This is a genomic window from Parablautia muri (assembly GCF_009917485.1).
Taxonomy (GTDB): domain Bacteria; phylum Bacillota; class Clostridia; order Lachnospirales; family Lachnospiraceae; genus Suilimivivens; species Suilimivivens muri.
In genome coordinates, this window is record NZ_QZDT01000015.1 from 94,238 (window position 1) to 107,550 (window position 13,313).

Below are 13,313 nucleotides of genomic sequence, written 5' to 3' on the forward strand. Positions count from 1 at the left end.
GGGGCAAAGGAGGGCGTTCATGAAATATTATGCAGGTTTGGATATAGGAGGAACCAGCGGAAGGATTATTTTGAGCGATGACAAAGGGCAGGTGCTGGAACGTTTCCAATCCGCAGGAGTCAGTATTTTTTCCGGGGGAGAGGAAACAGCTCAGAGAAAATATGAAGATCTGGTGTTTCCAGTACTGAAAAAGAGGAAATTGGAGCCCGCAGAGTGCGAAGGTATTTGCGTGGCGGCTACGGGAATTGACTCCGAGGCCCTGCGGGAGAGTGTCAGAGAGATTTTCCTGGGGATGGGATTTAGGGACTCCAAATTGTTTGTGTTCAATGACTGCGAGGTTTTTCTGCAGGTATACAGGGCGCCTTCCATGATACTGATTGGCGGGACCGGTTCTATCTCTTTTGGTCTAAGCAGGGACGGTGTTATGGTCCGCACAGGAGGCTGGGGCCATATTCTGAGCGATGAAGGGAGCGGTTTCCACATCGGCCTTAAGATCGTGAAGGCGGCAGGAGATTACCTGGACGGACGAAGGGGTGATGAAATATTATATCAGATGTTTTATGAAGCTACCGGGATTTCCGATTTGGAGGTTTTAAATAATATGTTAAACGCCAATATTATGACCAAAAATGCCATTGCCGATTTAGCGCCTTTGGCGGAGAAAGCCATGGAGGCGGGCTCCGAAACTGCCCGGAAGATTTTGGAGGAGACCATAGACGAACTTTACAAAATCGCCTGGGATAATTACTGTAAAATGACCGTAGACAAGAAGGATACGTTGACGCTTATTTTTTGGGGGAGCGTGCTTTGCAAAAACCAAATGGTGGAAGAAGGAGTGGCCCAGCTGGTGAGAGAGCATATTCCCAATGTGGAAATCAGGATTCCGAAAAAGCAGGCGGTTGAGATTGCACTGGAGGTGGCGCAAAGGTAACGCCTTAACTTGTTGGGCAGGAAGCACGGAATGCATAGTATTCATAAAGATATTACAATTAGATTTTGGTGTGCTGCCCGTTAAGCAGACAATTAAAAACAAAAATTTTTTACCCGGTTTTGCCGGGTAATTTTTATTGTGTCTTCTTTTTCTCAAATTCAATTATTTTCTATGTTCTGGCATGAAGGTCGAAAAGGAGCGGGAGTTATTACGGTGCGCTTTTAAGTTGTTGAAAACTTAGAGTTTTGTGATAAACTAGAGAATAGATAAAAATTGTTCGGAGGCAATTATGCTATTTAATTCTGCTGAGTTTTTAATATTTTTTCCGATTGTTACGTTGGTCTATTTTATCATGCCACGGAAAATAAAGCCATATTGGTTATTGGCAGCAAGTTATTACTTTTATATGTGTTGGAATGCCGAATACATATTTCTGATTTTATACGCTACCATTGTTACCTATGTAAGTGGATTACTCATTGAAAAAGTAAAATCTGGAGGATATCAAAAAAACAAAGAAAAAAATCTGAAAAATATAATTGTGGCAGGCGGTTTTGCATTAAATTTGATTGTTTTATTTTATTTCAAATATTTCAATTTCGGCCTGGCAATATTAACAAAGCTTTTTTCACTGATAAAGCTTGATTTGTATTTGTATGTTTCTCCGATTGATGTAGTGCTTCCGGTTGGCATTTCTTTTTTTACATTTCAAGCGTTAAGTTATATCATGGATGTTTACCGTGATGAAATATGTGCAGAAAAGAATTTCTTTCAATATGCGTTGTTTGTATCTTTTTTTCCACAGTTAGTAGCAGGCCCGATTGAAAGGTCAAAAAATTTATTGAAGCAAATTTCCACTCCCCGGCCATTTGAATTTGAAAGAGCAAGGGACGGCTTATTATTGATGCTGTGGGGATATTTTTTAAAGGTGGTGCTGGCGGATAGGATTGCAATTTTTGTTGATTCCGTATATGGAGATCTTACAACTTTTGCCGGCTGCTACATAGTAGTTGCAACAGTCTTATTTGCATTTCAAATCTATTGTGATTTCGCAGGATATTCCGTAATTGCTATGGGTACGGCTGAAATATTAGGTTTTGAGCTAATGGATAATTTTGAATCTCCGTATTTGGCCGGTTCCGTATCCGATTTTTGGAGAAGGTGGCACATTTCTCTTACATCCTGGTTTAAAGATTATTTATATATACCGTTAGGCGGAAGCCGAAAGGGGAAAGTGAGAAAATACATAAATAAATTGATTGTATTTCTTGTAAGTGGATTGTGGCATGGGGCGTCTATGTCATTTGTCGTCTGGGGAGGGCTAAACGGGCTTTACCAAATCATTGGGGAAATTCTGCAGCCAGTCAGATATAAGGCAGGTACCTTGCTTAAATTAGATAAAGAATCCTTGGGGCATAAGTTAATCCGGATATTGACAACGTTTATATTGGTTGATTTCTCATGGATATTCTTCAGGGCGGAGAGTATGGCGGACGCTGTTAAAGTAATTAAGGCTATGTTTACAACAAAAAATGCATGGATTTTATTCGAAGGCTCTATTTACTATTGTGGACTGGATCAAAAAAATTTTTGGCTGATGATTTATGGAATTATTCTTTTGATGATAGTAGATTTTTGTAAATCAAAGCATATTGCTATAAGGGAAGTGATAGCCAAACAGTATGTGTGGATCCGATGGCTGATTATAGATGCTGCAATTATTGCGCTTTTTGTATTTGGAATCTGGGGCTCAACATATGATGCTGCCAATTTTATTTATTTTCAGTTTTAGGAGGGGACAGAGCTTTGGATAAAATAAAAAAGGTGATAAGCGCAATTGTTTTACTGACGCTTGTTACGGTTAGCCTAAATAAAGTTTCATCTATTCTTCAGTTAAAAGAAAGTGATAACAGATATGCAGCATATTTTGCGGAAGATGCTCGGATTGACGTTTTGTTTTTAGGCTCCAGTCATGTAAGATATACTTTTTTTCCAATGGAGCTTTGGAATGACTATGGGATAAGTTCGTTTAATCTGGCTGGCAATGGTAATACAATACCGGTGTGTTATTGGACCCTTGTGAATGCATTAGATTATCAAATGCCCAAAGTAGTTGTGATGGATGTTTTCGATATGTGGCCAGGGAGAATTTTTGGTGAAGTCTGGGGACAGGTGCATGAAACATTTGACGCATTTCCTTTAAGCATCAATAAATATAGAATGGTAAAAGATTTGTTTGATGATAAAGAATTGAAAGATGGGAAGGGAAATTATATTTATGATAAACGCTGGGAATTACTTTGGGATTTAGGAGAATATCACACCCGCTGGGTATCATTGGAGAAAGAAGATTTTTACGGTCAGGCCAAGTTAGAAGAAGGATCCGCCGTTTGGAAAGGTGCATATCCGCTGGCTGGGGTTGCAAAAAGAAATGAGTATGTATACTTAAATAAGGGGGAGGAAATTTATTATGATGAAATATCAGCAGATTATTTAATGAGAATGATATTATTATGTAAAGAAAGGGATATAACATTATTATTGATTAACACCGGTTATGACTGTTCGGATGAAGCAAAGTATTTTGCGGACTCTGTTTATGATATTTCTGAAGAATATAATATACCTTATATAGATTTTACGAAAGAGAATCTTATTAATTTTGAATCCGATTTATATGACACATCAGATAATAATATCCATGTTAATTTTTCCGGCGCTGAAAAATTAACATCTTATATTGGAGCATATTTATCAGAACATTTTCAGCTGCAAGATCATAGAGAAGATGATAATTATGTTCGTTGGTGGGACGATTATCATAGATTTACCGAAAGCAAAAAGGAACATTTGCGTTTGCAGGGAAGTATTATAAATTATCTTATATTTTTGGCAGATGAAGATTATCAAACAATATTCGAAATCAATCATTCTGACATATTGCATGAAGATGGTAATGCGGCAATGTTTCAAAATATAGGAATAGATGTTGAGCGGGCTTTTCATAACTGTAATTTAATTGTACTGGACAATGAAAGTGGAAATGCAGAGTATTTTTATTTTGATGATTCAGAGATAAGCACTGGTATAGGTGAAATATCCTGTATTGATAAGGGCGCTTTCAGCTTATATTTGGATAAAAAGGAGCTTTATGAAATTGAAAATAAAGACGAAGGCAAAATTAGAATAACCGTTTTGGATAAAAATACGGGTGAAGTGGTGGATATGCATATATTTCAATAAGCAAAGACTGCGCCGGGAATTGGAAAAGAAGCCTTTTATCAGAATCCCAGCTATCCGGGGTGCCCTAAAAAGCGGGATATTTACCGGATGAAAAGAGTATCATTTTTACGTTATCAGGACATAATTTTGTGTGAATTGATTATCGTACAGATGTTCAGCTTTGCCATATCCGAGCAGCCGGCATACTTCTTGTGCAATAGCATCTTCCTGGTAATAAACATCCACATACAAAATGAGCCGGTTTTCCGATTCTTGGGACAGCTGTTACATAAATTTAGAGAAGTGGAGATATTACGGATGTTGGCAAGCCGGACGATATAAAAATAGACGCTGTCACGCTTTGCAAGTCAGTTTATTGTAACAGCGGTCATCACCCTATGCGGTTTGGCCTAATGTAACAAATACTGTCATGCTTCGTGAGCCGGCTTATGATAAGCAAGCGCTTCATTAGAAGACGAAAGCGCATTTTTTGTGGGGATTTAAGTTGCTTAAGGGCAGCGCCATGGAGGAATAAAATGAGTTATCAAACATTGCCACATTTCGGAGAGAAATTTACGAATGAAGATATTTGGCAGATTGCCATGGAACAGTCTGCAATAGATATAAACTGCAGAGCGGCGGATTTTCTTGGAACGGAGCATGTGATAGTTCCGTTTGCTCTGAGAACCGGCGCAAGAAAATATTATAAAGAGCCCATTGCCTGTAATCTTGTTTCTTACGGGAATAATATTGTTGCATCTGTAACGGATGGACTTAAGGATATGGTAGAAACATATATCGGTAAGTTTGAATTTTATCACTGCTTTGAAACGCCAAACATGCACTGGCTGGATAGTCGGCTAAGGGAAAAGGGCCAGACGGTATGTTTTATGGCGGAGTATTATCTGCCGGACTTAAAAAGGCTTCATTGTGGGGAATGTAATTACGAACTTAAAGTCTTAGAGCAGTCTGATTTTGGAGAATTATATACGCCGCAGTGGCGCAATGCTCTGTGTGAAGACAGAAAGCAATTGGATGTGCTGGGCATTGGGGCCTTTGATGCGGGAAAACTTGTGGGACTTGCGGGCTGTTCCGCCGATTGTGATACCATGTGGCAGATTGGCGTTGACGTGCTGCCGGATTATCGGAAAAAGGGGATAGCGTCCGCACTTACAAGCCGGCTGGCAATTGAAATTTTAAACAGGGGAAAAGTGCCGTTTTATTGTTCCGCCTGGTCAAATATCCGGTCTGTACGAAACGCGATTAGGAGCGGATTCGTGCCGGCCTGGGTGGAAATGACGACAAAACCTATCCACGTGGTAGAGGAAATGAACAACACTACATCCTCAAAGAATGGTTAACGCACCGAGCGAACCTTATGTTAACAGACGCTGTTGTCTTTGCGGAGCGGCCTATTGTAATAAAAGTGTAAAGCCTTTGATCGTGGCATAGCAATACCATGGGCTTTACACTTTTTAAGTTTCTTGTCAGCGTAATCTTTGTAACGACTGTAGATGTCGGCATAAGCAAGATAATGTAAACTAAAAATAATATTTAGTTGACATTATCTTGCTTTTTTGCTACCTTTATATGGAACATTGAACATGCAGCGAAGGAACAGTGATTGTGCCCACACCCTAATTTACAGGCTGTGGGCAAGAATGGAGGATTGTGATGAAACAGACAAAAGTGAAAAGTATGGCATTATGTGCATTGTTTACGGCGTTGACGGCGGTAGGAGCATTTATAAAGATTCCGGTGCCTGTGGTGCCTTTTACCCTGCAATTCTTGTTTACAATGCTGGCAGGGCTTTTGCTTGGAGGGAAACTGGGAGCAATCAGCGTTGGCTTATATGCCTTTTTGGGGCTTGTGGGACTTCCCATATTTGCAGAGGGCGGCGGACTATGGTATCTTTTAAAGCCAAGCTTTGGCTATATCATTGGATTTGTGGTGGCAAGTTACGTGACCGGAAAAATGACGGAAAAGCTGGAAGGCATTACGCTTGGGAAAATTCTTGTGGCTAATTTTATTGGTCTTGGGATTGTCTATGGGGCAGGAATGGTTTATTATTATGTAATCTGTAATTTTGTAATTCATACGCCCATTGGATTATGGCCGCTGTTCCTTTATTGCTTTTTGTTGGCGGTTCCTGGGGATATCTGCCTGTGTTTTATAGCGGCAATTCTGGCAAAGCGTTTGAAACCGGTTATTGCAAATATGTAGATAAAGAGGCATCTGATACATATAATCTTTGGCCTATCTGAGATGCGGAAGGATAAAGGAGGATTCATATGAGTTTTGTAGAGGAAATGAAAGATAAAGTATTGAATGGGGGATTGATCACACGAAAGGAGGCAATCAACCTGTGGGAAGCCCCGCTTATGGAGCTGCAAAAGGCGGCGGACGAGATACGCGAAACTATGTGTGGAAATGGTTTTGACATTTGTACGATTATCAATGGAAAATGCGGCAGGTGTTCGGAGGATTGTAAATATTGTGCGCAAAGCGCCCATTATGAGACTGCCTGTACGGAGACCTATCCCCTGCTTTCCACAGAGGAAATTCTGGAGGGAGCCAGAAACAATGCGCAGCGCGGCGTCCTGCGCTATTCTATCGTAACTTCAGGAAAACGTTTGTCGGAGGCGGAAGTGGACCAGGTTTGCGAAAGTATCCGGGAAATCAAAAAGAAGGTGAAAATTGAGGTATGCGTCTCCTTTGGCCTTTTGGATGAAGCCCAGTTTCGCAAGATAAAGGAGGCGGGCGCGTCTCGGGTCCACTGTAATCTGGAATCCTCTGCAAGGTATTTCCCCAAGGTCTGTACCACCCATACGTATGAGGAAAAGATAGAAACCTTGAAGGCAGCGAAAAGAGCGGGGCTGTCTGTCTGTTCAGGCGGAATCTTAGGGCTGGGAGAGACGATGGAAGACCGCATTGATATGGTGCTGACCGCAAGGGATCTTGGGGTGAAATCCATCCCGGTCAATTTGCTGAATCCTATTCCCGGCACACCTTATGAGGGCAGAAAGCCTCTTACCAATGAGGAGGTATGTAGATGCGTGGCTCTGTTCCGGTTTTTGATACCGGATGGCGCGATCCGTTTGGCAGGCGGACGGGGCCTTATAGGGGATAAAGGCGAGGGATGCTTTCAGAGCGGGGCGAATGCCGCAATCTCCGGGGACATGCTGACTACTGCGGGAATTACGGTGGAGACAGATTTGGAATTAATCAAAAAACTAGGATTTGAAACGAGGCTTTGTAATGAGTAAAAAGATATTTATTACCGGAACAGGAACGGATGTAGGAAAAACCTATGTTTCCGGATTGATTGTAAAGAAGTTGAGTGAGGGCGGAAAAAAGGCTGCTTATTATAAAGCGGCTATGAGCGGAAATGAGCGCAGGGCGGATGGAAGTCTGATTCCGGGAGACGGCCTTTTTGTAAAAAATATGTCCGGCATTTCCCAGCCTCTTGCGGATATGTGCCCTTATGTCTACGAAACGGCGGTTTCCCCTCACTTAGCTTCAAGGCTGGAAGGAAATCCGGTAAAAATGGAAGTGGTCAGGGAAGGGTTTTTGAAAGTCTGTGGCCAGTATGACTATGTGACAATGGAAGGGAGCGGCGGTATTTGCTGCCCAATCTGTTTTGACGAGGCAAAAATCCAGCTGGAAGATGTGATAAAAGAGCTGGGACTAGCTAGTATCATTGTGGCGGATGCAGGGCTTGGAACGATAAATAATGTGGTGCTTACGGCGGAGTATATGCGCACAAGAGGGCTGCCTGTAAAGGGCATTATCCTGAATCGTTTCCACAGGGGAAACGTGATGGAGGAAGATAACCTGCGCATGTGCGAGCACATGACAGGTCTGCCTGTGCTTGCCTGTGTTGAGGATGGGAGCAGGGAACTGCATATGGACTTGGAGCTGCTAGAGTCTTTGTACGAGGCATAAAGAATGGGGGATTAGCGTGAGAAGAACTTCTAAAGCTCGCGCCATAGGACGCTTCGCTAAGAAGTTCTAAGTTTCACGCCGGAGAATGCCCAAAAGACAGGCATTCTCCGCACAGATTTGAGGGCGCAAGAATGGGGGATTTATATGATTTGGTATCCATATCAACAAATGAAGACAATGAAAACGCCTTTTAAAATTATAGATGCGGAGGGCGTTTATTTAAAAACGCAGGAAAGAGCGATGATAGACTCGGTTTCCTCCTGGTGGAGCGTGATTCATGGCTATAAGCATCCGGCGCTGAACGAAGCTATAAAAACCCAGGTTGAGAATTTCTCACATGTGATGCTTGGGGGCCTCACTCATGAACCGGTGGAAAAACTCGCCAAGAAGCTGCAAAGCTACCTGCCGGGGGATTTGGACTACAGCTTTTTTTCCGATTCGGGAAGTGTGGCCGTGGAAGTTGCCCTTAAGATGGCGTTACAGTATTATGTAAACCGGGGTGAAATGCAGCGGACCAAGGTACTTTCCCTGACGCATGCATACCACGGCGATACCTTTAAAACCATGGAAGTGGGGGATGATGAGGATTATCATTTTATTTTGGAGGCTTATGGAGAGTCGAAGAATGTGATACATGTTCCTACAAAGATTCCGGCCTTGGAAGAAGCTTTTGAAAAATACCATCATGAGCTTAACTGCCTGATTGTGGAACCTCTTTTGCAGGGAGCAGGGGGGATGCGCATGTATGATGTGGGTTTCTTAAAAAGGGCGAGAGAATTATGTGACGCTTATGATGTGCTGCTTATCTTTGATGAGGTTGCCACCGGCTTTGGCCGTACCGGAAACCGCTTTGTGGCGGATTTGGTGCTGCCGGATATTCTTGTGCTGGGCAAAGCGCTGACCGGAGGCTACATTGGACATGCGGTTACGGTGGCAAACAAAAAAGTGTACGATGGCTTTTATGGAGACGAGCCGGAGAAGGCGCTGATGCATGGCCCTACTTTCATGGGAAATGCCCTGGCGTGCAGTGTGGCGCTTAAATCGATCGAACTGTTTGAACAGGAAAATTATATGGCCAAAATCCGTAAAATTGAGGAAGTCACAAGGCGTGAAATGGCCGGCTTTGCAGATCCGCGGGTGAAGGAAGTGCGCATCATGGGTGGGTGCGTATGTGTGGAGGTTTATGACGCTTCTGATTTAAAGGGATACCAGCAGTTTGCCTATGCACATGGTGTTTTCAGCAGACCGTTTTTGAATTATATGTATGCGATGGTTCCTTATATTATAACGGAGGAAGAACTGCTTAAAGTGCTTGGAACCATGAAGGCATGGTTTTGTTAATATTTTCAGCTTGTCAACTCCTGCTCCTGGTAACAGTCTGAGAAGCAGGAGTTGTTTTCATGAAAAAGAGAGAATTTCCAGCCGGCTATCCAACGATCGTGTAACCCGATTCAGATAATATTTTTAATGCTTTTTCGAAATGATACTCTTTTGTTAAAATATAGTCCGTATGATAGGTCGATAGGACAAAAATCCCAATCTCATTTTCTGCCATAAGGGCAGCTATTTTTGAAAGGATTCCAATCAGTGAAAAATCCAAAATTCCCTGTATCCGAAAGGCTCTCCATCCATCGTCACGGGTAATCACGTTACCGGGCACATGGTCGGTGATGCAGACCAGGGAATTTTCGTCATCGGTCTTACCCGTAAAACAAAATTCTGATTGGAGATTTACCTGGGAATAGTCTTTTACTTTGCATACGGAGAAGGCAAAGTCTATTTTTTTGATCGTTAAGCCGGCCTGTGAGGCGGGTGTGTGTTTGCGTTCCATGCTGACCTCCATGTCGTTGTTTTGTAGTGAAATTAATCTGTGTGTAAATGCCCGTATTTTGAGCATTTTCTTGTGTGAGAACAGTTTGTTCTGCAGACGATACTAAGTAGATACATTGCTACATATCATTCATTGCTATATATAGTGATAATTATTATGTTTATAATTGTCAACCATAAATCACATTTTTATAAAATTTTATATGACTAATAAATTGAAAATATTTTAAGTTTTGCTGCGTTAAAATTACCTTTACATAGGGAATTATGTTCTCAGTAAAAATGCAGTTTATGCATATTCCTGAACCGTGAACAGTATTGATTTCTCAAAAAACGCTGGTATCATATAGAGGACAGTCTATATATTTTGATTTTTTCGTTGCTTACAATAAAGTTTTTAGATAAAATAAAAAGGGATATCATCATTCGATTTGATATAATGATTGAAAATAACATATGACTCTTGACTTCTTGCATAGGCTTGTAGAGACATAGAATCAGTTCTCATATTATACAGCCGGAAGGGATATTAATGATGCGGATTGATTTAAAGAAATTAATTGGAGAAGTAACTGAATATGATAAGAAATGTAGCGTAGGTAGAAAGAAAGTAGGTAAAGAGCTGACTGAAAAGTGCCAGCGCATTTGCTAATAGTTTTGATGGCACTTTAATTTGGGGTATTACCAATGATGAACCAGAGTTTAAGTCGAGTAATAGTGAATTTTGGCTAATATTCAAAGCTGCAGTTAGAGATGATATTCCAATACTTATAGGAACAATCAGAAAGTTCTTGTAGAGATATATCACTTTTTTGGATATAAAGGAAAGTAGAGAGAGGCAATTGTTTTAAGTGTTACAAGAGCAAGGTAAAATTGAAACTATTGGAGCAAACAGAACAAGACGATATAGGTTAAATAAATATAATAGTTAAATTTACTACCAAAGATTAGACTGTGGATAAAAAATATAAATTAATATACCTTGAGAGGACAATATGAGAAATAGTTATTTACTGTTAGGAAATGGTTTTTCTATCGATATTATTAAAAAATTAAACAAAGAAAATCAAATTGATTTAGTAAATTTGTTTAGCAAAGGAGCAAATGTATGTTACCCTAAAACGGCAGAAAAGGGATTTTTATCTCGTAAGTACACACCGAGTTTGTGGACATTAGGAGCTAGAACCTATAACTCGTATGAAGAATCCTTGCAATTAATTACAGACATAATTACATGCGCAAATGTATTTAATTTGTCAGCGGAGAAAAGACCGGGAGAAAAGGAGCCAAGTATACATATAAGTGCATATAGTGAGCTTTCTACATATCTGCGTTATTTGTTTATATATTATAATAATTTAATAACAGACGAAGAACTAATAAAAGTTTCTGCAGGTATTGAACTTTTGGATTATATTATAAGTCAAACAAAAAAAGGGAGAAAAGTGTATGTGATAACGTATAATTATGATGTTTTGCTTGAAAGGTTGTTGGCTTTAAAGGGAATCATGTTTGATGTCTATGGATTTGTCAATACTGGAGCAAATATAATAATATATAAACCGCATGGTTCTATAAGCTTTTCTTTTCGAATAAAGGTACAAGAATCCAGTCCATATTCTATAAGAGCAGCGGTAGAAGAGTCAATTGCTCAAGAGGCAGAGAATTTTGAAATAAAATATGATTTGTCTGAGGATTATCCTATTGTAAATGCCATTATTCCACCTGCTGGAGATTCAACTCGACTTAATTTAGGATGGATAAAGGAGATACGTCAAGGGGTATAGGAAATAACTAAAGTCAGTACCTCAAAGGATGAAATAATTTTATTTGGTATATCGTATTGGCATGTAGATAGAAATGAAATTGATGATATTCTTATTTCAATAGACTCACAAATGGAAGTTAAATATGTTAATCCTGCCCCGCCCACGTCACTAGATGCAGTTTTAAGCAGTTTGTTTGCTAATTATATACATTATAGTAAAGGGGCATTATTAAAGGAGGAGTTATAATGGGAAATATGAGATATAACCGAAAATCAACATCAATTACTATATCTAATTTTTTTGAACAATATCAGTTAGGAAAATATCGTTTAGATCCACCTTATCAAAGAGATTTTAATGTTTGGAATGGTGAACAAAAATCATTTTTGATTGATACTATTCTTAAAAATTTTCCTATTCCCCCCATTTTCTTAGAACAGAAGATAAATCCGGATACTGGTGTTACAACTTACGATGTTATTGATGGGAAACAAAGATTATCAACTATTATCGATTTTATAAATAATAAGGTTTCTATTCCGTTGAGCTATGGCAGTGATATATACGGAAAGGAGGAACTTAATGGATTAGCTTTTGAACAAATTAAAGAAAAAGCCAAGGCAGATGATGATATTAAGGCAATTTTAGCAGATTTTTGGGCATATTCATTATCAGTCGAATACATCGAAAATCCAGATGTAAAGATAGTTGATAATATTTTTGATAGATTAAACAGAGAGGGGAGCCGCCTAAATCCACAGGAATTGCGAAAAGCTCAGTATTATGATTCATTACTTTACAATGATATTGAGTATTATAGGAATGACTGTTTCATAAAAAAATTAACTGCAAAATTAAATAAGAATCGAATGGATGATATAGGATTTATTACAGAGTTGTTTCTTATGACATTGCGTAATGGGATTATTGATGGAAATGAATCAGAAATTGATAAGGTTTTCGAAGATGAGGCAGAGAAATATGATGCTCAAAAATCTAGTATTACAAAAGGTAAATTTAGTAAGGTTGGAAAACTGTTACAAGACTGGAATATTGATTTGGATAAGTATCATATAGAAGGCGTAAGTCATATTTATGCACTCTGGTATATCGCATTGTATGTAGTTAATGAAAGAATAGAAGAAACCGATTATATTAAACAGCAACTATGTTTTTTTTATGAGGATTTAAGAGGAGGTCAACAAATAGAAGAAACTATTGTCTATCAGCAATCAATGCAATCTGCAAGTCGCTCGAAATCATCAAGGAAGAAGCGTATAAATGCTATGCTTAGATTTTTGGGATATAGGACAATATAAAACGAATTGTGATTACAGTGAAAGTTGATGCTTGAGTTTTTGTTCAAATAAAAATTATTAAGGACTCGAAAATTGATTGAATTTAATTTGAAAACAAAGAGAATATGTATGTTAATGTGAATTTATCTCTGCGTGCAATGTATCTAGAGGATGTGAAGAACCTATTTAACATGCGCCTCGCAACTCTGGGGCGCTGCATTTTTGTTGCCGTTTTTTTGACTTAAGTCCTGGATTCTCGGAGTTAACATGACGAGGTTGGTACCTTCACTCCGAGAGCCTCATATATTTTTGCCTGCT

Annotated in this window: 11 protein-coding genes; 10 read left to right on the top strand and 1 reads right to left on the bottom strand. The window is 39.5% G+C overall.

The features are described from left to right. The first annotated feature begins 19 nt into the window (after positions 1-19). From D5281_RS10875 to bioA, 8 genes are all read left to right on the top strand, one after another. Positions 20-931: a BadF/BadG/BcrA/BcrD ATPase family protein gene (locus tag D5281_RS10875; RefSeq protein WP_160560181.1), complete on the top strand. Its 912-nt coding sequence runs from the start codon at positions 20-22 to the stop codon at positions 929-931. A gap of 289 nt (positions 932-1,220) precedes the next feature. Continuing rightward, on the top strand, positions 1,221-2,723 hold the full coding sequence (locus D5281_RS10880) for an MBOAT family O-acyltransferase (protein ID WP_160560182.1): 1,503 nt from the start codon (positions 1,221-1,223) through the stop codon (positions 2,721-2,723). Between the two features lie 14 nt (positions 2,724-2,737). Then, entirely contained in the window at positions 2,738-4,174 is a 1,437-nt protein-coding gene (locus D5281_RS10885; RefSeq protein WP_160560183.1) for a hypothetical protein, read from the top strand. Between the two features lie 515 nt (positions 4,175-4,689). Continuing rightward, positions 4,690-5,514: a GNAT family N-acetyltransferase gene (locus D5281_RS10890; RefSeq protein WP_160560184.1), complete on the top strand. Its 825-nt coding sequence runs from the start codon at positions 4,690-4,692 to the stop codon at positions 5,512-5,514. A gap of 313 nt (positions 5,515-5,827) precedes the next feature. Then, entirely contained in the window at positions 5,828-6,376 is a 549-nt protein-coding gene (locus tag D5281_RS10895; protein ID WP_160560185.1) for a biotin transporter BioY, read from the top strand. Positions 6,377-6,444: 68 nt separating this feature from the next. Continuing rightward, positions 6,445-7,419, top strand: coding sequence for a biotin synthase BioB (gene bioB, locus D5281_RS10900; RefSeq protein ID WP_160560186.1), 975 nt, complete (start codon positions 6,445-6,447; stop codon positions 7,417-7,419). Beyond that, positions 7,412-8,098 (top strand): dethiobiotin synthase, encoded by a 687-nt coding sequence (bioD, locus tag D5281_RS10905; RefSeq protein ID WP_160560187.1) that lies wholly within the window; start codon positions 7,412-7,414, stop codon positions 8,096-8,098. The genes bioB and bioD overlap by 8 nt, the downstream gene beginning before the upstream one ends. Positions 8,099-8,242: 144 nt before the next feature. Further along, on the top strand, positions 8,243-9,439 hold the full coding sequence (gene bioA / locus D5281_RS10910) for an adenosylmethionine--8-amino-7-oxononanoate transaminase (RefSeq protein WP_160560188.1): 1,197 nt from the start codon (positions 8,243-8,245) through the stop codon (positions 9,437-9,439). An 85-nt stretch (positions 9,440-9,524) separates the two neighbouring features. Here bioA and D5281_RS10915 read toward each other — a convergent pair whose 3' ends face one another. Continuing rightward, positions 9,525-9,929: an ACT domain-containing protein gene (locus tag D5281_RS10915; RefSeq protein ID WP_160560189.1), complete on the bottom strand. Its 405-nt coding sequence runs from the start codon at positions 9,927-9,929 to the stop codon at positions 9,525-9,527. Between the two features lie 994 nt (positions 9,930-10,923). On the opposite strand from D5281_RS10915, the gene D5281_RS10920 reads away from it, so the two are divergent. After that, entirely contained in the window at positions 10,924-11,715 is a 792-nt protein-coding gene (locus D5281_RS10920; RefSeq protein ID WP_160560190.1) for an SIR2 family protein, read from the top strand. A 227-nt stretch (positions 11,716-11,942) separates the two neighbouring features. Then, positions 11,943-13,016, top strand: coding sequence for a GmrSD restriction endonuclease domain-containing protein (locus D5281_RS10925; RefSeq protein WP_160560191.1), 1,074 nt, complete (start codon positions 11,943-11,945; stop codon positions 13,014-13,016). The last annotated feature ends 297 nt before the right edge of the window (positions 13,017-13,313 follow it).